22 protein-coding genes and 1 tRNA gene are annotated in these 19,846 nt (G+C 59.4%); 8 read left to right on the top strand and 15 right to left on the bottom strand.

Annotation, left to right across the window (positions count from 1 at the left end; all coding sequences use genetic code 11):
* Positions 1-2: 2 nt before the first annotated feature.
* From iscU to trmJ, 5 genes are all read right to left on the bottom strand, one after another.
* Positions 3-389 carry a Fe-S cluster assembly scaffold IscU gene (gene iscU / locus HDC30_RS15900; protein WP_003227907.1) on the bottom strand — a complete coding sequence of 129 codons (387 nt, stop codon included), beginning with the start codon at positions 387-389 and terminating at the stop codon, positions 3-5.
* A gap of 83 nt (positions 390-472) precedes the next feature.
* Positions 473-1,687: an IscS subfamily cysteine desulfurase gene (locus HDC30_RS15895; protein WP_007964423.1), complete on the bottom strand. Its 1,215-nt coding sequence runs from the start codon at positions 1,685-1,687 to the stop codon at positions 473-475.
* A gap of 50 nt (positions 1,688-1,737) precedes the next feature.
* Entirely contained in the window at positions 1,738-2,229 is a 492-nt protein-coding gene (gene iscR / locus HDC30_RS15890) for a Fe-S cluster assembly transcriptional regulator IscR (RefSeq protein ID WP_007956690.1), read from the bottom strand.
* A gap of 239 nt (positions 2,230-2,468) precedes the next feature.
* Positions 2,469-3,245, bottom strand: a complete 777-nt coding sequence (gene cysE, locus HDC30_RS15885; protein ID WP_003227913.1) for a serine O-acetyltransferase — start codon at positions 3,243-3,245, stop codon at positions 2,469-2,471.
* A 3-nt stretch (positions 3,246-3,248) separates the two neighbouring features.
* On the bottom strand, positions 3,249-4,019 hold the full coding sequence (trmJ, locus tag HDC30_RS15880; RefSeq protein WP_183783932.1) for a tRNA (cytosine(32)/uridine(32)-2'-O)-methyltransferase TrmJ: 771 nt from the start codon (positions 4,017-4,019) through the stop codon (positions 3,249-3,251).
* A gap of 145 nt (positions 4,020-4,164) precedes the next feature.
* Here trmJ and suhB point away from each other — a divergent pair, with 145 nt between their 5' ends.
* Entirely contained in the window at positions 4,165-4,983 is an 819-nt protein-coding gene (gene suhB / locus HDC30_RS15875; RefSeq protein WP_003227916.1) for an inositol-phosphate phosphatase, read from the top strand.
* Between the two features lie 248 nt (positions 4,984-5,231).
* Here the strand turns inward: suhB and HDC30_RS15870 are convergent, their stop codons facing one another.
* From HDC30_RS15870 to queA, 6 genes are all read right to left on the bottom strand, one after another.
* Positions 5,232-5,780 carry a glycine zipper 2TM domain-containing protein gene (locus HDC30_RS15870; RefSeq protein ID WP_027612139.1) on the bottom strand — a complete coding sequence of 183 codons (549 nt, stop codon included), beginning with the start codon at positions 5,778-5,780 and terminating at the stop codon, positions 5,232-5,234.
* Between the two features lie 121 nt (positions 5,781-5,901).
* On the bottom strand, positions 5,902-6,816 hold the full coding sequence (gene secF, locus HDC30_RS15865; RefSeq protein WP_096795519.1) for a protein translocase subunit SecF: 915 nt from the start codon (positions 6,814-6,816) through the stop codon (positions 5,902-5,904).
* Between the two features lie 9 nt (positions 6,817-6,825).
* Entirely contained in the window at positions 6,826-8,694 is a 1,869-nt protein-coding gene (secD, locus tag HDC30_RS15860; RefSeq protein ID WP_103367340.1) for a protein translocase subunit SecD, read from the bottom strand.
* 64 nt (positions 8,695-8,758) lie between these two features.
* The gene (gene yajC, locus HDC30_RS15855) at positions 8,759-9,097 is read right to left on the bottom strand and encodes a preprotein translocase subunit YajC (RefSeq protein WP_003227923.1); all 339 of its coding nucleotides are present in this window, start codon (positions 9,095-9,097) and stop codon (positions 8,759-8,761) included.
* 43 nt (positions 9,098-9,140) lie between these two features.
* Positions 9,141-10,256: a tRNA guanosine(34) transglycosylase Tgt gene (gene tgt / locus HDC30_RS15850; RefSeq protein ID WP_161794909.1), complete on the bottom strand. Its 1,116-nt coding sequence runs from the start codon at positions 10,254-10,256 to the stop codon at positions 9,141-9,143.
* Positions 10,257-10,270: 14 nt separating this feature from the next.
* Positions 10,271-11,335 carry a tRNA preQ1(34) S-adenosylmethionine ribosyltransferase-isomerase QueA gene (gene queA, locus HDC30_RS15845; RefSeq protein WP_007964414.1) on the bottom strand — a complete coding sequence of 355 codons (1,065 nt, stop codon included), beginning with the start codon at positions 11,333-11,335 and terminating at the stop codon, positions 10,271-10,273.
* A gap of 108 nt (positions 11,336-11,443) precedes the next feature.
* On the opposite strand from queA, the gene HDC30_RS15840 reads away from it, so the two are divergent.
* A tRNA-Leu gene (locus HDC30_RS15840) sits at positions 11,444-11,528 on the top strand.
* A 166-nt stretch (positions 11,529-11,694) separates the two neighbouring features.
* Here HDC30_RS15840 and HDC30_RS15835 read toward each other — a convergent pair.
* The gene (locus HDC30_RS15835; RefSeq protein WP_183783930.1) at positions 11,695-12,051 is read right to left on the bottom strand and encodes a hypothetical protein; all 357 of its coding nucleotides are present in this window, start codon (positions 12,049-12,051) and stop codon (positions 11,695-11,697) included.
* Between the two features lie 67 nt (positions 12,052-12,118).
* Entirely contained in the window at positions 12,119-12,379 is a 261-nt protein-coding gene (locus HDC30_RS15830; protein ID WP_027612145.1) for a DUF6429 family protein, read from the bottom strand.
* Between the two features lie 264 nt (positions 12,380-12,643).
* On the opposite strand from HDC30_RS15830, the gene HDC30_RS15825 reads away from it, so the two are divergent.
* On the top strand, positions 12,644-12,973 hold the full coding sequence (locus tag HDC30_RS15825) for a hypothetical protein (RefSeq protein WP_027612146.1): 330 nt from the start codon (positions 12,644-12,646) through the stop codon (positions 12,971-12,973).
* A 25-nt stretch (positions 12,974-12,998) separates the two neighbouring features.
* Here HDC30_RS15825 and HDC30_RS15820 read toward each other — a convergent pair whose 3' ends face one another.
* Positions 12,999-13,748 (bottom strand): hypothetical protein, encoded by a 750-nt coding sequence (locus HDC30_RS15820; protein WP_183783928.1) that lies wholly within the window; start codon positions 13,746-13,748, stop codon positions 12,999-13,001.
* Positions 13,749-13,867: 119 nt separating this feature from the next.
* Between HDC30_RS15820 and HDC30_RS15815 the strand changes: the two genes are divergently transcribed.
* The 3 genes from HDC30_RS15815 to HDC30_RS15805 all read left to right on the top strand — a co-directional run bounded on the left by HDC30_RS15815 (position 13,868) and on the right by HDC30_RS15805 (position 17,076).
* Complete coding sequence (locus HDC30_RS15815) at positions 13,868-14,242, top strand: hypothetical protein (protein ID WP_049827877.1); 375 nt, start codon at positions 13,868-13,870, stop codon at positions 14,240-14,242.
* 110 nt (positions 14,243-14,352) lie between these two features.
* Entirely contained in the window at positions 14,353-15,084 is a 732-nt protein-coding gene (locus tag HDC30_RS15810) for a hypothetical protein (protein WP_183783926.1), read from the top strand.
* A gap of 72 nt (positions 15,085-15,156) precedes the next feature.
* A complete protein-coding gene (locus HDC30_RS15805) occupies positions 15,157-17,076 on the top strand; it encodes an alkaline phosphatase D family protein (RefSeq protein ID WP_183783924.1) in 1,920 nt (639 codons plus the stop codon).
* A 125-nt stretch (positions 17,077-17,201) separates the two neighbouring features.
* On the opposite strand, the gene HDC30_RS15800 is transcribed toward HDC30_RS15805, so the two are convergent.
* Complete coding sequence (locus HDC30_RS15800; protein ID WP_183783922.1) at positions 17,202-18,374, bottom strand: aspartate aminotransferase family protein; 1,173 nt, start codon at positions 18,372-18,374, stop codon at positions 17,202-17,204.
* 102 nt (positions 18,375-18,476) lie between these two features.
* Between HDC30_RS15800 and HDC30_RS15795 the strand changes: the two genes are divergently transcribed.
* Entirely contained in the window at positions 18,477-19,382 is a 906-nt protein-coding gene (locus tag HDC30_RS15795; RefSeq protein WP_183783920.1) for a LysR family transcriptional regulator, read from the top strand.
* 54 nt (positions 19,383-19,436) lie between these two features.
* On the top strand, positions 19,437-19,841 hold the full coding sequence (locus tag HDC30_RS15790; RefSeq protein ID WP_183783918.1) for a GNAT family N-acetyltransferase: 405 nt from the start codon (positions 19,437-19,439) through the stop codon (positions 19,839-19,841).
* Positions 19,842-19,846 lie beyond the last annotated feature (5 nt).

Raw genomic sequence — 19,846 nt, 5'->3', positions numbered from 1 at the left:
GCTTAGATCAAGCCTTTCTTCTGCTTGTAGTCGCGAACAGCCGCTTTGATAGCGTCTTCAGCGAGTACCGAGCAGTGGATTTTCACTGGCGGCAGAGCCAGTTCTTCGGCCAGCTGAGTGTTCTTGATGGTCTCGGCTTCGTCCAGCGTCTTGCCCTTCATCCACTCGGTGGCCAGGGAGCTGGAAGCGATTGCTGAACCGCAGCCATAGGTCTTGAACTTGGCGTCTTCGATAACGCCTTGATCGTTGACCTTGATCTGCAGACGCATCACGTCGCCGCACGCCGGAGCGCCGACCATACCGGTGCCGACATCCGGGTCTTCCGCGTTCATCTTGCCGACGTTGCGCGGGTTTTCGTAGTGGTCGATGACCTTTTCGCTGTAAGCCATGGTGCTTAATCCTCACTCATCAGAGAGTCGCTCTTTAAGCCCTGCAACCTGGGGTCGCAGGGCCGGTTCGCGGCGACTTGAAATCAGTGTGCCGCCCACTCGATTTTCGAAATGTCGACACCGTCTTTGTACATGTCCCACAGCGGCGACAGAGCGCGCAGCTTGGTAACGGCCTCGCAGACTTTCTGCGCGGCGTAGTCGATTTCTTCTTCGGTGGTGAAACGGCCGAAGGTGAAACGGATCGAGCTGTGTGCCAGTTCGTCGTTGCGGCCGAGGGCACGCAGCACGTACGAAGGCTCCAGGGACGCCGAGGTGCAGGCCGAACCGGACGATACCGCCAGATCCTTGAGCGCCATGATCAGCGACTCGCCTTCAACGTAGTTGAAGCTCAGGTTCAGGTTGTGCGGAACGCGGGCGGTCAGGCTGCCGTTGACGTACAGCTCTTCCAGATGCTCGACCTGCTTGTAGAAGCGGTCGCTCAGGGCTTTGATGCGCACGTTTTCGGCAGCCATGTCTTCCTTGGCTACACGGAACGCTTCGCCCATGCCGACGATCTGGTGGGTCGCCAGCGTGCCGGAACGCATGCCGCGCTCGTGACCGCCACCGTGCATGGTCGCTTCGATGCGCACACGCGGCTTGCGGCTGACGTACAGCGCGCCGATGCCTTTAGGGCCGTAGGTTTTGTGGGCGGAGAACGACATCATGTCGACTTTCAGCTTCTGCAGGTCAATGTCGACCTTGCCAGTGGACTGAGCCGCGTCAACATGCAGCAGAACGCCCTTGGAGCGGGTCAGTTCGCCGATGGCAGCGATGTCATTGATGGTGCCGATTTCGTTGTTCACGTGCATCACCGACACCAGAATGGTGTCTTCGCGCAGTGCCGCTTCGATCATCGCCGGGGTGATCAGACCGTCTTCAGTCGGCTCGAGGTAGGTCACTTCGAAACCTTCACGCTCCAGTTGGCGCATGGTGTCGAGAACGGCCTTGTGTTCGATCTTGCTGGTGATCAGGTGCTTGCCCTTGGAGCCATAGAAATGCGCCGCACCCTTGATCGCCAGGTTGTCGGATTCGGTGGCGCCGGACGTCCAGACGATTTCACGCGGGTCGGCGTTGACCAGGTCGGCCACCTGACGACGGGCGTTTTCGACGGACTCTTCAGCTTTCCAGCCGAACACGTGGGAACGGGACGCCGGGTTACCGAAGTTTCCGTCGACCAGCAGGCATTCACTCATCTTTTGCGCAACGCGCGGATCGACCGGGGTGGTCGCAGAGTAATCAAGGTAAATCGGCAATTTCATGGACTATCTCCTAAATCAGGCTGGCTGGCGTGCCGCTAGCTCTTTGGCTGTCATTCGACGGCGGACGCTTCAATCTTGTCCAGGCGCGGCGCCTTGCCATTGCAACGACGCTGATCCTGACGCTGGGCCACTTCCTGCACCTCACGGCGAGTTACGAGGTCGGCCAAGCTGATACCGCTGAGAAATTCGTGAATCTGCAGGCTCAGGTCGCACCACAGGTGATGAGTCAGGCAGGTGTCGCCGGAGTGGCAATCGCCCTGGCCCTGGCACTTTGTAGCATCGACCGATTCGTTGACCGCATCGATCACCTGAGCCACCTGGATGCCCTGCATGTCGCGCGACAGCTGGTAGCCACCGCCTGGACCGCGAACACTGGAAACCAGGTTACTGCGGCGCAGCTTGGCGAAAAGCTGTTCGAGATAGGACAGGGAGATGCCTTGGCGCTCGGAGATATCGGCCAGGGACACCGGCCCGTGCTGCGCGTGCAACGCCAGGTCAAGCATGGCGGTCACGGCGTATCGGCCTTTTGTAGTCAGTCGCATGGACAATTACCACGGAGTTCGGAATGGGCGGGAGTATGCAATTCCCGAGCATTTAAGTCAACTATAAGACCTAGTGCTTTAGTCGGGTTTACCCGCAAAAGAGCGCGCGCATCATAGCAAAGGCTGGCGGCGTACAGCCAGCGCAACCGCGAGATCGTTCTTCGCGAGCAGGCTCGCTCCCACATTGGAAAGCATTCACCAGCGGGAGCGAGCCTGCTCGCGAAACGCAGCGCCCCGGTTTAGCTGGCCTGGCTCTGATCCTTGCCCTTCACGCAGGCAAAGTCTTCTTCGCGCAGCTCAGGCAGATCTTTCGCACAGTAATTACTGCCCAGATCCTTCAGCGCGCCGCACATCCCTTCCAGCCGTCCATCCACCGCTTGCAGGTGATCGAGCAACTGACCGATGGCTCGGGCCACCGGATCGGGCATGTCTTCGCTGACACCATAAGCATCGAAGCCGATCTTCTCAGCCATCGCTTTGCGCTTGGCGTCCTGCTCTTCATCGGTTTTGACGATGATCCGCCCCGGAATCCCCACCACTGTGGCGCCCGGCGGCACTTCCTTGGTGACCACTGCATTGGAGCCGACTTTCGCGCCAGCCCCCACCGTGAATGGACCGAGCACTTTGGCACCAGCACCCACGACAACTCCATCACCCAGCGTCGGGTGGCGCTTGCCCTTGTTCCAACTGGTGCCGCCGAGGGTCACGCCCTGATAAATAGTCACGTCATCGCCGATCTCGGCGGTTTCACCAATAACGATGCCCATGCCGTGGTCAATGAAAAAGCGCCGACCAACTTTGGCACCCGGATGAATCTCGATCCCGGTCAGCCAGCGACCGAAATTCGATACCAGCCGCGCCAGCCATTTCAGCTCGTTGCGCCACAGCATCCCGGCCAACCGATGAATCCAGATCGCGTGCATACCGGGGTAGCAGGTCAGGACTTCAAAAGCGTTACGCGCCGCCGGGTCTCGATGGAATACGCTCTGGATATCTTCACGCAAACGCTCAAACATCATTCAGTCCTTCCGCTTAAGAAGCTCACCACGGGCCGCTTTTTGGGTTTCCGTGAGGATGCCACGCAAAATATTCATTTCCGCCCGGCTGACCGAGCTGCGTCCGTACAATCGGCGCAGGCGCGCCATCAAGTGCCGAGGCTTTTCCGGATCGAGAAATTCGATGGCGACCAGCGTCTGCTCCAGATGCTCGTAAAAGCGCTCCAGCTCATCCATGGTCACGAGCTCGGCGCTTTTCACCGAAGCCACTTCTTCTTTCTCGATCTTGGTCGGCTGCCCTTGAGCGGCCAGCCAGGCCATGCGCACTTCGTAGCTCAACACCTGCACCGCCGCCCCGAGGTTCAACGAGCTGAACTCAGGATCGGAGGGGATGTGCACGTGAAAGTGACATCGCTGCAGCTCCTCGTTGGTCAGGCCGGAGTCTTCACGACCGAACACCAACGCGATTTGTGCGCCCTGCCCCGCCTCCTCGACCACTTTGCTCCCGCATTCGCGGGGATCGAGCAGCGGCCAGGGAATGCGCCGGTCACGGGCGCTGGTGCCGAGCACCAGATTGCAGCCGACCAAAGCGTCTTCCAGAGTGGCGACGACTTGGGCGTTTTCAAGAATGTCACCGGCACCGGAAGCACGCGCATCGGCTTCGTGGTGCGGAAACAACCGCGGTTCGACCAGCACCAGCCGCGACAGACCCATGTTTTTCATGGCGCGCGCGGCCCCGCCGATGTTGCCGGGGTGGCTGGTATTGACCAGGACGACACGAATGTTCTGCAGCAAGGGAGGCGCTCTCGGACACAGGAAAGGGGTGCAAATCTTACAGAACAGCCTACCGTTAAGCTATGAAAGCGAACAGCGACCTTCACCTGAAGAAAAGTTCTGATAGAATGCGCGGCTTTCTTTAACAACCTTAGGTGACACATCCATGCAGCCCATGCTGAATATCGCGCTGCGCGCCGCCCGCAGCGCCAGTGAACTGATCTTCCGCTCCATCGAGCGCCTGGATACCATCAAGGTCGACGAAAAAGACGCCAAGGATTATGTATCCGAGGTCGATCGCGCCGCCGAACAGAAAATCATCGATGCTCTGCGCAAGGCTTACCCGAATCACTCGATCCAGGGTGAAGAGACCGGCATGCACGTCGGTAACGGCATCGAAGGCGAAGAGTACCTGTGGATCATCGATCCACTGGACGGCACCACCAACTTCCTGCGTGGCATTCCTCACTTTGCCGTCAGCATTGCCTGCAAATACCGTGGTCGCCTGGAACACGCTGTGGTTCTGGACCCGGTTCGCCAGGAAGAATTCACCGCCAGCCGTGGTCGCGGCGCTCAACTGAACGGTCGTCGTCTGCGCGTCAGCGGTCGCACCAGCCTCGACGGCGCTCTGCTGGGCACTGGCTTCCCGTTCCGTGACGACCAGATGGACAACCTCGACAACTACCTGGGCATGTTCCGCGCCCTGGTTGGCCAGACTGCCGGCATCCGCCGCGCCGGCTCCGCCAGCCTGGACCTGGCCTACGTGGCTGCCGGTCGTTTCGACGCGTTCTGGGAATCGGGTCTGTCCGAGTGGGACATGGCTGCAGGCGCCCTGCTGATCCAGGAAGCAGGCGGCCTGGTGAGCGACTTCACCGGCGGTCACGATTTCCTTGAAAAAGGCCACATCGTTGCCGGCAATACCAAATGCTTCAAGGCAGTACTGACGGCGATCCAGCCGCACCTGCCGGCTTCGCTGAAGCGCTAAGCTTCCTGCGAAAAGCAAAAAGCACCCTTTGGGGTGCTTTTTTTATGCCTGGAATTCGATCTTCAGATCACCAAAACCTTCATATGGGAGCGAGCCTGCTCGCGAATGCGGTATGCCAGCCGACATCAATATTGACTGTCAGAATGCGTTCGCGAGCAGGCTCGCTCCCACAAGAAATCCGGGTTTAGCCAGAAATTCCGGGCACAAAAAAGCACCCCGCAGGGTGCTTCTTGTTAAACAGTCGGTCCTTACTGAGCCGGCTGATTCTGCGACAGAATTAGCTTGCCTTCCTTGTCGACCGGAATCTGGTTGCCCGGATCGCGATCCATCCGCACTTTGCCTTCCTTGCCATCCAGCGAATAACGCACGTCGTAACCGACAACCTTGTCACTGATGTCATTCACGGTGTTACAGCGAGTCTGGGTGGTGGTGTAGGTATCGCGGTTCTGCATGCCTTCCTGCACCTTGTTACCGGCATAACCGCCACCGACCGCGCCAGCGACCGTGGCAATCTTCTTGCCGGTACCGCCGCCGATCTGGTTACCCAGCAAACCACCCGCTACCGCACCAATCGCGGTACCGAGGATCTGGTGTTGATCCTTGACCGGCGCCTGGCGGGTTACAGCAACATCCTTGCACACTTCACGTGGAGTCTTGATCTGTGTTTTGACCGGTTCTACGGCCAGCACTTGCGCATACTCAGGGCCGCTTTTAACCAGGCTGTAGGTGGCAACAGCACCCCCGGCAGTCACACCGACAGCACCCAATACCGCACCAACCAGCAACGACTTGTTCACATGAACCTCCTGACCATCACATGCGGGACGCGCCCGCGCTTCTCCCAGCCTTGGAGCATAAAAAAAGGCGCGAGTTCAACTCGCGCCTTTTTCGGGCTGACAACCGGTGAAGCGATGGCCGTTATGGACGGTCGTCGACTTCCTTCTCGGTGTTGGCCGGAGGAATCAGATCCTCGGTGCTCAGGTTCAGCCAGATCAGCACCACGTTCGCGATGTAGATCGACGAGTAGGTACCCGCCAGAACGCCGATGAACAGGGCGATGGAGAAGCCGAACAGGTTGTCGCCACCGAAGAACAGCAGCGCAGCGATCGCCAGCAAGGTGGAGATCGACGTTGCCATGGTCCGCAGCAAGGTCTGGGTGGTCGAGATGTTGATGTTCTCGATCAACGAAGCCTTGCGCAGCACACGGAAGTTTTCACGAACCCGGTCGAACACGACGATGGTGTCGTTCAGCGAGTAACCGATAATCGCCAGTACCGCCGCCAGCACCGTCAGGTCGAAGGTGATCTGGAAGAACGACAGGATACCGACAGTCACGATCACGTCGTGAATCAGCGAAACGATGGCGCCGACCGCGAATTTCCACTGAAAGCGGAAAGCCAGGTAGATCAGGATGCCGCCGAGCGCCAGGAGCATGCCGAGGCCGCCCTGGTCGCGCAGTTCTTCACCGACCTGCGGGCCGACGAACTCGACACGCTTGACCGTCGCCGGGTTGTCGCCGCCGACTTTCTGCAGCGCGTCTGCTACCTGATGACCCAATTGCGGGTCTTCACCCGGCATGCGCACCAGCAGATCGGTGGTCGCACCGAAGTTCTGCACGATGGCTTCGTGGTAACCGGAAGTCGCCAGTTGCTCGCGCACTTTGGTGACGTCAGCCGGACGCTCGTAGGTCAGCTCGATGAGCGTACCGCCGGTGAAGTCCAGACCCCAGTTCATGCCCTTGTGGAAAACGCTGAACAAGGCCAGAACGGTGAGAAACACAGTGACGCCGAACGCAAAGTTGCGAACGCCCATGAAGTTGATTGTACGTAACATGGCAGCCCCTTAAATCCACAACTTCTTGAAGTCACGTCCGCCGAAGATCAGGTTGACCATTGCGCGGGTCACCATGATGGCCGTGAACATCGAGGTAAAGATCCCGAGGGACATGGTCACTGCGAAGCCCTTCACCGGGCCGGTGCCCATGGCGAAGAGGATGCCGCCGACCAGCAGAGTGGTCAGGTTGGCGTCGAGAATCGCGGTGAATGCCCGGCCGAAGCCTTCGTTGATTGCACGCTGCACGGTCATGCCGGCGGCGATCTCTTCACGGATCCGCGAGAAGATCAGCACGTTGGCGTCGACCGCCATACCCATGGTCAAGACGATACCGGCGATACCCGGCAGGGTCAGCGTTGCACCCAGCAGCGACATCAGCGCCAGCAGCAGCACCATGTTCACCGCCAGTGCGACCGTGGCGATCACACCGAAGAAGCGGTAGATGGCGATGATGAACAGCGAGACGAACAGCATGCCCCACAGCGATGCATCGATACCTTTGGTGATGTTGTCAGCACCCAGGCTCGGACCGATTGTGCGCTCTTCAGCGAAGTACATCGGAGCGGCCAGACCACCGGCACGCAGCAGCAGTGCCAGCTCGGACGATTCGCCCTGGCCGTTCAGGCCGGTGATACGGAACTGCGCACCCAGCGGCGACTGAATGGTCGCCAGACTGATGATCTTCTTCTCTTCCTTGAAGGTCTGAACCGGCACGTCTTTCTCGACGCCGTCGACAACCTGCTTGGTGTAAGTGGTCACCGGACGTTGTTCGATGAAGATCACCGCCATGCTGCGACCGACGTTCGAACGGGTCGCGCGGCTCATCAGCTCGCCACCGTGACCGTCCAGACGGATGTTCACTTCTGGTGTGCCGTGCTCGCCGAAACCAGCCTTGGCGTCGGTTACCTGGTCACCGGTGATGATCAGGCCACGCTCGATCTGCGCAGGAGGACGCTTGCCTTCACGGAACTCGAAGGTTTCGGAAGTGGCTTTCGAAGCACCCGGCTCTGCAGCCAGACGGAACTCAAGGTTGGCCGTCTTGCCGAGAATACGCTTGGCTTCGGCAGTGTCCTGCACGCCCGGCAGCTCAACCACGATGCGGTTGGCGCCCTGACGCTGAACGATCGGTTCGGCAACACCCAGCTCGTTGACGCGGTTACGTACCGTGGTCAAGTTCTGCTTGATGGAGTATTCACGGATTTCCGCCAGCTTGGCCGGGGTCATCGCCAGACGCAGCACCGGTTGACCGTTGAGATCGGCCGGAACAATGTCGAAATCGTTGAAGTTCTTGCGGATCAGCGCACGGGCCTGTTCGCGGGAGTCAGCATCGCTGAAGCCCAACTGAATGGCGCCGCCCAGTTGTGGCAGGCTGCGATAGCGCAGCTTCTCTTTGCGCAGCAGGCTCTTGACGTCGCCTTCGTAGACTTTCAGGCGGGCGTCGAGGGCTTTGTCCATGTCCACTTCCAGCAGGAAGTGCACACCACCGGACAAGTCCAGACCCAGCTTCATCGGGTGCGCGCCCAGGTTGCGCAGCCATTGCGGGGTGGTTTGTGCCAGGTTCAGTGCGACGACGTAGTCATCACCCAATGCCTTGCGCACAACGTCCTTGGCCGGCAGCTGGTCTTCAGCCTTGGCCAGACGGATCAGACCGCCCTTGCCGTTGGCGGCCAGCGAAGCTGCCTTGACGTTGATCCCGGACTCACGCAGCGCGGTGCTGACGCGATCCAGATCGGCCTGATTGACCTGCAGTGCCGTGCTGGCGCCGCTGATCTGAATGGCCGGGTCATCGGGGTATAGATTGGGAGCGGAATAAATCAGACCGACCGCCAGCACCGCCAGGATCAGAATGTATTTCCACAGAGGATATTTGTTCAGCATCACGCCGCCCGTTATGAACGCGGGGCGCCTTGCGCGCCCCGTCGATTGAGTAGAAGTTGGAACCTTAGATCGCTTTCAGCGTGCCTTTTGGCAGCGTGGCGGCGATGGCGCCCTTCTGGAACTTCATTTCCACGGTGTCGGAAACTTCCAGAACCACGAAGTCATCGGCCACTTTGGTGATCTTGCCGGCGATGCCGCCGGTGGTGACCACTTCGTCACCCTTCGCAAGGCTGCTCAGCAGGTTCTTCTGCTCTTTGGCGCGCTTGGCCTGTGGACGCCAGATCATCAGGTAGAAGATGACCAGGAAGCCGACCAGGAAAATCCACTCGAAGCCGCCGCCCATTGGGCCTGCAGCAGCCGGTGCAGCTGCGTCAGCCATGGCGTTAGAGATAAAAAAGCTCATTTAGCACTCCAGTTGCAAATGTTGAATCTTGGGGTCAGAAAACTCAGTCCAAAGGCGGAACGGGGAGCCCGCGTTTGGCGTAGAAGGCATCGACAAAGGCGGCCAATGTACCCTGTTGAATAGCCTCGCGCAAACCAGCCATCAGCACCTGATAATGGCGCAAGTTATGGATGGTATTGAGCATGCTGCCGAGCATTTCGCCGCACTTGTCCAGGTGATGCAGATAAGCGCGGGAGAAGTTCTGGCAGGTATAGCAATCGCAGGTCGGATCCAGCGGCGAATCATCATGGCGATGGAACGCGTTACGGATCTTCAGCACGCCTGTGTCAATGAACAGATGCCCATTGCGGGCATTACGGGTTGGCATCACGCAATCGAACATGTCCACACCGCGGCGCACACCCTCAACCAGATCTTCCGGTTTGCCAACGCCCATAAGGTAACGAGGTTTGTCAGCCGGCATCATGCCCGGCAGATAATCCAGCACCTTGATCATCTCGTGCTTCGGCTCGCCCACCGACAGACCGCCAATGGCCAGGCCATCGAAGCCGATCTTGTCGAGGCCTTCCAGCGAGCGCATGCGCAGATCCTGGTGCATGCCGCCCTGAACGATACCGAACAGCGCCGCGGTGTTGTCGCCATGCGCGTTTTTCGAGCGCTGGGCCCAACGCAGCGACAGCTCCATGGATACGCGGGCGACGTCTTCGTCAGCCGGGTACGGCGTGCATTCGTCGAAGATCATCACGATGTCGGAACCCAGATCGCGCTGCACCTGCATCGATTCTTCCGGGCCCATGAACACTTTCGAGCCGTCGACCGGGGAGGCGAAGGTCACGCCCTCCTCCTTGATCTTGCGCATCGCGCCCAGACTGAACACCTGGAAACCACCGGAGTCGGTGAGGATCGGGCCTTTCCACTGCATGAAATCGTGCAGGTCGCCGTGCTCCTTGATCACCTCAGTGCCGGGGCGCAGCCACAGGTGGAAGGTGTTGCCCAGAATGATTTCCGCGCCAGTGGCGACGATGTCACGCGGCAACATGCCCTTGACCGTGCCATAGGTGCCCACCGGCATGAAGGCCGGGGTCTCGACGGTGCCACGCGGGAAGGTCAGCCGACCACGACGAGCCTTGCCATCGGTGGCAAGCAGTTCAAAGGACATGCGACATTCGCGACTCATTCTGTTTCCTCTGGGCCTGTGTGTTCAGGGGCAGTCGGGGCGGGATTACGGGTGATGAACATCGCATCACCGTAGCTGAAAAAGCGGTAGCCGTTGTCGACAGCGGCTTTATAGGCGGCCATGGTTTCGGGATAACCGGCGAACGCCGAAACCAGCATCAACAGCGTGGATTCCGGCAAATGGAAGTTGGTGACCAAGGCGTCGACCACATGGAACGGCCGGCCCGGATAGATAAAGATGTCGGTGTCGCCACTGAACGGCTTGAGCACGCCATCGCGCGCGGCACTTTCCAGCGAACGCACGCTGGTGGTGCCCACGGCAATCACCCGCCCGCCACGCTCACGGCACGCGGCAACAGCGTCGACCACGTCCTGGCCGACTTCCAGCCACTCGCTGTGCATGTGGTGATCCTCGATCTTGTCGACGCGCACCGGCTGGAACGTCCCCGCACCGACGTGCAGCGTGACGAACGCGGTCTCGACGCCCTTGGCGGCAATCGCCTCCATCAGCGGCTGATCGAAATGCAGCCCCGCCGTCGGCGCCGCCACCGCACCGAGACGCTGGGCGTACACGGTCTGATAGCGCTCGCGATCCGAGCCTTCATCCGGGCGGTCTATATAAGGAGGCAACGGCATGTGCCCGACGCGATCGAGCAGCGGCAGCACTTCTTCAGCAAAGCCCAGCTCGAACAGCGCATCGTGACGCGCGAGCATCTCGGCTTCGCCACCACCGTCGATGAGGATCTTCGAACCCGGCTTCGGCGACTTGCTGGAGCGCACATGGGCCAGCACGCGGTGCGAATCGAGCACGCGCTCGATGAGAATTTCCAGCTTGCCGCCCGAGGCTTTCTGCCCGAACAGCCGCGCCGGAATCACCCGGGTATTGTTGAATACCATCAAATCGCCCGGGCGCAAATGCTCAAGCAAATCAGTGAATTGACGGTGTGCAAGGGCGCCGCTCGGCCCATCAAGGGTCAGCAGGCGACTACCGCGACGCTCGGCCAAAGGGTGGCGGGCGATCAGCGAATCAGGAAGCTCGAAGGTAAAGTCAGCAACGCGCATGATGGGGTTCGTCTAGCAGGGCCGGAAAGTCTAGCGGAATTATCAAAAATTGACCATGAAACGTGATTGACCAACGGTAATCACCTCTCTATACTTCGCCGCCATTGAGCCCTGATGGCGGAATTGGTAGACGCGGCGGATTCAAAATCCGTTTTCGAAAGGAGTGGGAGTTCGAGTCTCCCTCGGGGCACCAAAATTAAGAAAGGTCTTGCTTAGCAAGGCCTTTTTTTTCGTCTGTCGGAAAGTGCCCCCTCTCCACTCAATGGCCACCTGCTCACCAGCGATGAGACCGGTTGCGCGATAAACTTGGCGAAGTATTTATCGCTAAAAGCGAAGAACTTCAGACGCTCGCCACAAGCTCAAAGCCTGCTGGCGATTTCTTGCCACATATGGTCGTAGTTGTATTTCAACCAACGAATCAGCAACTTGTCGAACAACCTGCGAAACCAATTACGCTGCCGCGCCACAAGCCTTTCCTCTATCTCGCCCCTGAGCCGATCAGGGTCAAAACCTGTCCAGACAGTCGGCAAGACCGCTGCAATGTTCATAAAGCACACCGGCGCTACTTCTGAATAAAAAATCTCGTAGAGCACCGCTGGATCGACGCCTTTTAGCTGGCATGCGATGTAATCGTAATCAGTGGGAAAATCGTTGAATGGCTCAGAAAGCGCAGCTCTCACATTTGTCAGTTGTGGTTCATTCAGAAAATGCTCCAACGGGAAAACCCCTCCATTTGCGTTCCACTGGCGCGGCGCAGTTCAAACGACGAGCCGATACAGGAACTCAGATATCTGGATCAGGCGCACGCGGGGCTTGAACAACTCCCCCAAACAAACGCTCAGCTATCTGACGACCTCGTTCCTGGCCCTCCTCCGTCAACCAGATCGATTTGTTCCTGTTTACCGGATTACTGATGAGACCCTGCTCATGCAATCGGTTCATGACTTCAAAATCGAAGCCTTTCCATGCATTGCCGTCGTCGGAACTGAAAGCGGCCAACAGGGCAAGCACAGCCTCTTCAATCAACTTTTCGTCGTATTCCATGATCGTCGCTCCGCTCATGTGCCTGAACTATCGTTGAGTTTGTCTGGCAGCTCATACTCGCTGGCCATCCTGAGAAACTCGTTCTGTTGCTTAGGTCATTGAATGTCTCGGCGCTGTCCGTGCAACCTGTTTTGCCTAAGGACTGCACCTGATGCGTCCGCTCAGTATAATCACGCCCGCCCGCACGCGGTCTGCCGCCCGTAGCGGCTTTCGTTGGTCGTTCCGACTTTCAAGACTCATGCTTAAGGACCTCCAAGGCCAACCATGGAAAAGTCACTGGAAACCGTCGCCCTGTTCTCTCTCAAACTCGCTTACGAGGAGGAAGGCCTGAGCCCGATTCTGCGGGATGACATGGTTATGGGTGACTATCAGAAAGACGTTTTCGAACTGCTGGTGCGCCGGGGTGATGTCGAGACCATCCAGTTCAAGATGAACGAGTGCCTGGGCTTGGCGATGGATGCGTTGGGCGGCGTCGAGAAACCGCTGGGGCGGGAGCTGCACAAGCTGTCAGCCGATTTCAGTCAGGCGCAGTCGCTGGAGCAGCTTGATCAGCCGCTCCTCGCGCTCAAGGGTTATCTGAAAGACATCCTCTGATCCATCGCGCCGTCCGTACAGTCTTTCAGCGTCGAGCCTTCAACACCCGAATATCCGTGGGAAACCCATCCGCCCCCACAATCTTCTTCCAGCCCACATACTGAAACTCGCCCCGCTCATCGATGTAATCGCCCTTCTCCACCGACCGGCCACCGACGATCGCCACGCGTTTTTCCTCGCCACAGCCGCCATCCGACGGGCGCACGGTGTAGATGACGTACGGCTTCACATATTGCGTGGCGCGGAAGTGTTGGCCGCAGATTTCGTCGACGGTGATGAGCATGGTTTTCAGGCGGGCTTCGCCGTCCATGTCTTCGTGGAGTTTGAGGAAGGAGATGTCGCCGACGTCGCTGTAGCCGAGTGAACGAGCGCGTTTGTATTCGGGGGAGTTCTGGTGGGCGATGCGGCCTTGTTCGGCGGCTTGGTTCATTCTGGCGGCAAACTCGGCATTGCCTTGCGCAATGGTTGCTTCGGCCTGGGCGGCGACGTTTTCGCATTGCGCGAATTCGCGGGAGCCGAGGTATTGGGGCGTCAGGTTCGAGCGGCGCTGGTTCATGCTCCGCAGGCTGTTGTCGAGGTCGCCGATCACCTCATAGGCGCTGGGTACGCGACCGCTCTGGACGTCGGCGATTTTCTCCTGCATTCGCTGGCAGTTGGCGAGGTAATACTGCCAGCTGCTTTCCGGGGGCTCCTTCCACTCGGCGAATGCCGGGGTAATGACAGCGGCGCACGTGATTGCACAGAGCAAGCGCAGAACAGAAGCGGCTTTTGGCATGAGTAGTCCATTACAGGAATCAAGAAAGTGGCGCGACGCTACTATTTTGCTATCGTGCCGTCCACTGTCGGCAAGGTGCCGAGCGTTTGTACCGTGACGGGTTTCGAAGGATGGATACGATGGATGTTGTGTTTTTCTTTATCGCCTGGATAGGCATGTGGGTCTGGGTCGTCAGGCAGCGTGGTGCGTGGAATCTGCTACTCGCCAATGTGTTGGGTGCGGCCAGCGGCATGATTGTCGGCCTGGTGGTTTCGCAGCTTTGTGTCGGTCTGTTCGGCTCTAGCCGGCCACCGGTCCCGGGGGTCATGGGATCGCTTCTGGAAATGCTGGCGACTGCCGCGGCGCTGACCGGCGTCTGGATGCTGGTGGCCCGTCGCTCGCAGGTCGAACACCCTGTCGCGCGTCAGCTACTGGCCGGCCTTTGCGGCGTTGTGGCCGGCATAACGGCGATCATGTTTTTTGTTCAGATCAATCCGCCCAATCTCGGCATGTGAATGTCTTCGTGGCGTCAGACCTCTATTTTGATATCTTGCCGTCCATCTTCAGCACTCACCGCCAGTGGGTGCTGTTTTGCAGGCTATTGAAGGGTTAAGGAAAGGATCGAATGGAGTTTCTGAGTTTTCTGGCATTTATCGCCGCCTGGGGTTTGATGTGGCGCTGGGTGGTGAAAAACCGCGGCAGCTGGAATCTGTTTTACGGCAACATCGTTGGCGCGGCGGGCGGTTTTATCGTCGGCATGGTGGTGCTGTCGATCTTCCTGTCGTTGTTCCCGTCGGCGCATAACGCCGAAAAGGCGCCAGTCGAAGACGTGATCACACAGAGCGATGTCACCACCAGTCTGTTGCCCGAAGCCGAGTCGGATTCGACGTCCGCGGTGCTGGAAAACGCGCCGGGCTTTGCCGCGATCGAGCCGGATAACCAACCTTCTCCGCCGGATTCCGCACTGCTGCCGAATTACGCCAGCCGGGCGCCGAAATCGATATCGGAAAAAACCGTCCTGGATCAGAGCGACGCGCAGGGCCGTAAAGCGCTCACCGCGCTGCGCGACAAGCTTGGGCAAAATGCAGACAGCGATAAATCGATGCTCGCGTATGTCATTTGCGGCACGGTGGTCACCAGCACACTGCGCTTCCCCGCGTCGGAGCGCTTCGCCGACAGTTCTGCCATTGTCACCAAGCGCTTCAAGGATCAGGTCTACACCCTCAGCAACAAGGTCACCGCGCGCAACATGAACGGTGATGACGTCACTTATCGCTTCGACTGTTCGGTGCAGGAGCAACCCGCGTCCGCCGAATGGCGACTGCTGAATCTGAAGTTGCAGAAGGTCGGTTCTTAAGCCTCGTTTAAGGGTTCAAGGCGCCGGCTGCGCTATCATCGCCAGCCTGTGCGCCTTGAGCTTTGCCCCCGAATGTCCCCGATACCTGCTGACCTGAATCCGCTGCCTCCCGTCTTGGCCGGCCCACTGCTGCGCCGGCTGGAAACCACGCGCGTGGTGCTGTGGCTGGTCGGTACGCGTCAACTGTCGCTGACCTTGCGCCTGCTAGGCGTAGGAGACATCCCTCTCGATGCCGGGAAGTGCACGGTCATTCCTGTAGGCCGTCATGCGTTCGTTCATTTGATTGACGTTGTGCTCGACAGCGCCCTGCCCTGCGACACGCGCATCGACTATGACCTGCTGATCGACGGCCAGACGCCCATCGCCGAATGGGCGCCGCACCTGCTGTACGGCAATGCCCGCTGTCCAAACCTCGTCGTGCGCTCACGGATTGATCAGTTGCTGCATGGCTCCTGCCGCAAGCCACATCATCCGGCGGCAGACGGTCTGCTGTGCGTCGATCAACTGCTGTCAGGCGAAACCGATCCGCAACAACGCCCAGCGCTGCTGATGATGAGCGGCGACCAGGTTTACGCAGACGACGTTGCCGGCCCGATGCTGCGGGCGATTCATGCGTTGATCAAGCGCCTCGGCCTGTTCGACGAACACCTCGAAGGTGCCGTGGTCAGCGACAGCGCCAAGCTCTACCAACACCCGGCCAGTTACTACCACCGTGCGGATCTGTTACCGGCGCTGGAGAGCAACGAGACCTTGCGCGAGCGATTTTTCGGCGGTGCGCGCAAGCCGATTTTCACCAGCAGCAGCGCCGACAATCACCTGGTGACCTTCGCCGAAGTGATGGCGATGTATTTGCTGGTGTGGTCACCAGTTGCTTGGGCGTTGATCAATCCTGCTGCTCCATCGCTGACGCCTGAACGCTTGAAGCGCTACACTCTGGAGCAGACCCGAATCGATGGTTTCAAGGCCGGGTTGGCCAACGTTGCCCGGGCGCTGGCGCACCTGCCGAGCCTGATGATTTTCGATGACCACGACATCACCGATGACTGGAATCTTTCCGCGCAATGGGAGGAAACCGCCTACGGTCATCCGTTCTCCAAACGCATCATCGGCAACGCCTTGATCGCGTACATGTTGTGTCAGGGCTGGGGCAACAATCCGGATGCGTTCAAGGATGTGCTGGAGAACACCCGACGCCTGAGCGCCAGTGGTGACGATCAATATCTCGCCAGCTCGGTGCAGGACGCGATGATCGATGATTTGCTGCGCTTTCAGCATTGGCATTTCGTGCTGCCGAGCAGCCCGGCGCTGGTGGTGCTCGACACCCGCACCCGCCGCTGGCGCAGCGAGATGGCACTCAAGCAACCCTCCGGTTTACTGGACTGGGAGGCGCTGAGCGAACTGCAGCAGGAACTGCTCGATCATCCGTCAGCGATCATCGTTTCCCCCGCGCCGATCTTCGGCGTGAAGTTGATCGAAACCGTGCAGAAAGTTTTCAGTTGGTGCGGCTATCCCCTGTTGGTCGACGCCGAAAACTGGATGGCTCATCGCGGCGCCGCGCAGGTGATCCTGAACATTTTCCGACACACCCGCACACCCGGGAACTACGTGGTGCTGTCCGGCGACGTGCATTATTCCTTCGTCTACGAAGTGCTTATCCGACACCGCAAGGCCGGGCCACGGATCTGGCAGATCACCAGCAGCGGGATCAAGAACGAGTTCCCGAAAACCCTGCTGGAATGGTTCGACCGCCTCAACCGCTGGCTCTACTCGCCGCGCTCGCCGTTGAACTGGTTCACCAAACGCCGACGCATGCGCATCATGCCCTATACCCCGGAACATGCCGAAGCGGGTGAACGGCTGTGGAATTCAGCCGGGATCGGCCAGGTGTTTTTCAATGCGCAGGGACAGCCGAGCGAGATCATTCAGCACAATTCAAACGGGGCGGTGAAGACGCGGATGCTGGCGCCGGAGTTGGGGGATTATCCTGATTAGCATCACGCATTTTTCCAATGTGGGAGCGGGCTTGCTCGCGAATGCAATTGATCATTCAACATCAGTGTCGACTGACAACACGCTTTCGCGAGCAAGCCCGCTCCCACAGGGGTTGTCGGTGCCTGTCAGTGCGCGGCTACAACAAGCCCCACACCTCTGACAATCATCCCCACCTCCCGCTCATCAATCGTCAGCGGCGGCAACAGCCGTATCGTCTTGCCACGCGTCACGTTGATCAGCAATCCATGATCCCGCGCCGCAATCAGCGTCAGATCGCGAATCGGCTGTTTCAACTCGATGCCGATCATCAAGCCCTGCCCGCGAATCGCCAACACATTGGGGTTGTCTGCCAGTTCGGCGCGCAGGCGGGTCAACAGGCGCTCACCCTGCACCCGGACATTTTCCAGCAAGCCCTGTTCTTCGATGATATCCAGCACCGTGCAACCGACCCGGCAGGCCAGCGGGTTGCCGCCGAAGGTGCTGCCATGGCTGCCGGGAGTGAACAGGTCCGCCGCTCTGCCCCGTGCCAGGCAGGCGCCGATCGGCACACCGTTGCCGAGGCCTTTGGCCAGGGTCATGACGTCCGGCACGATGCCTTCATGCTGGAACGCGAACCACTGGCCGGTGCGGCCGATGCCGGTCTGGATTTCGTCGAGCATCAGCAGCCAGGCGCGCCGATTGCACACTTCCCGCAGAGCTTTGAGGTAGCCGGGCGGCGCCAGTTGCACGCCGCTTTCGCCCTGGATCGGCTCGACCAGAATCGCCACGATGCGCTCGCCATGCTTTTGCTGCAGTTGATCCAGCGCCGCCAGATCACCGAAAGGCACTTTGACGAAATCCCCCGGCAGATCATTGAAGCCCAGCCGCACCGCTGGGCCATCACTCGCCGACAACGTGCCGAGCGTGCGGCCATGAAATGCGTTGGCCATGACTACCACCAGCGGCTGTCCGATACCTTTGCTCCAGCCGTACAAGCGCGCAAGTTTCAGTGCGGTTTCGTTAGCCTCAGCACCCGAGTTATTGAAGAACGCGCGATCCATACCCGACAGCTCAGTCAGCCGTTTGGCCAGTTGCTGCTGCCAGTCGATGCTGTACAGATTGGAGGTGTGCAGCAGCATTCCGGCCTGCTCACTGATGGCCGCGACGATCCGTGGGTGCGAGTGCCCGACATTGGTCACCGCAACCCCGGCGACAGCATCCAGGTATTCACGACCGGCCTGATCCCACAGGCGAGTGCCCAGACCTCTGGTAAAACTCAGAGCCAGCGATTGGTAGGTGTTCATCAGGGCGGCGGTCATGACTTCAAACTCCAGTGAAGGTCGGTGTGTTTGCAGTATGGTTAGCCACCAAAACTGGATAAACTCGGTAAGACTTCAATCATTTAAAAGCAGAGCTTGATAATGGACCTGTTGCAGGCAATGAGCGTCTACGTGAAGGTTGTAGAAGCCGGGAGCATGACGGCGGCCGCGTTGCAGTGCGAAATGTCCACGACCATGGTCGGAAATCACCTGCGCGCACTGGAGCAACGGCTCGGCGTGCAATTGTTGCAGCGCACCACCCGCCGGCAGCGGCTTACCGAGTTCGGCAGCGTGTACTACCAGCGCTGTCTGGACGTTCTGGGTCTGGTGGCCGACTCCGAACGCTTGGCCGAACAGGCCCTAGACGAGCCGCGCGGACTGTTGCGCATCACCGCGCCGCTGACCTTTGGTGTCGAACGCCTGGCCCCAGCGCTCAGTGAATTTTCCCTGCAATACCCGCAGGTGAAAATGGATGTGGTGCTGACCAACCGCCGCCCGGATCTGCTGGAAAGCGGCCTCGACGTAGCGTTTCGGCTGGGACATTTCGAGCAGTCGAACCTGATCGCCCGGCCGCTGATCGACTACACCCTGACCGTGTGCGCTTCGCCGGCTTACGTCGCCCGACGCGGCATGCCGATCACCCCGGAAGACCTGCAACAACACGACTGCCTGTCGTTCGCCTACCCTGCCGGCGACGACTGGCAATCAGTCGAAAAACGCTGGCGCCTCAGCGGCCCGAACGGCGAGATTCTGGTCGACGTCAGCGGCCCGATGCTGATGAATACCTCCGCCGGCCTGCATCAGGCAGCGCGCACCGGCATGGGCATCGTGATGCTACCGGATGCGCTGGTGGAACAAGACCTGCGCGACGGCAAACTGGTGACGGTGATCCCCGATTATCAGCCCCCAAGCCGCCCTTTGCATTTGCTCTATGCCCCGGATCGTTATCGTTTGCCCAAGCTGCGGCGCTTCGTCGAATTCGCAATGCAAACCTGGGGCAGATCCTGACTCAGTTGCTATCGACTACGCTCCGGTGATTGCCGACAAGGATGCTGCCACGTGATGAAAAACGACCTTACCGTACGCGATCTGTTGCCCGAAGAAGTGGAGCCAGTGCGGCTGTTTCTCGGCCTACATGGCTGGGGACACCGGACAGGCTCCAGCGACTACTTCGCCCAACTCATCGAAAACTCGCAACGCACTGCCGTCGCGCTGAGCGGCGAGCAGATCATCGGTTTCGCCCGAGGCATCACCGATGGTTTGTCCAACGGTTATCTGTCGATGGTCGTGGTTGATGGCCAGCATCGGCGCGCCGGCGTCGGGCGCGCACTGGTCGAGCATGTCATGGGGGACAACCCCGAGATCACTTGGGTCCTGCGCGCCGGGCGCGAAGGTGCGGAGGCGTTTTTTGCCAGTTTGGGGTTTGAAACATCGGTGATTGCCATGGAGCGCCCAAGGCTCAAGTAACACGT

Source organism: Pseudomonas sp. JAI115 (assembly GCF_014200835.1).
GTDB classification, from domain to species: Bacteria; Pseudomonadota; Gammaproteobacteria; order Pseudomonadales; family Pseudomonadaceae; genus Aquipseudomonas; species Aquipseudomonas putida_A.
Note: the sequence above shows the minus strand (reverse complement) of the source record. Positions and strands in the feature narration are given on the sequence as shown.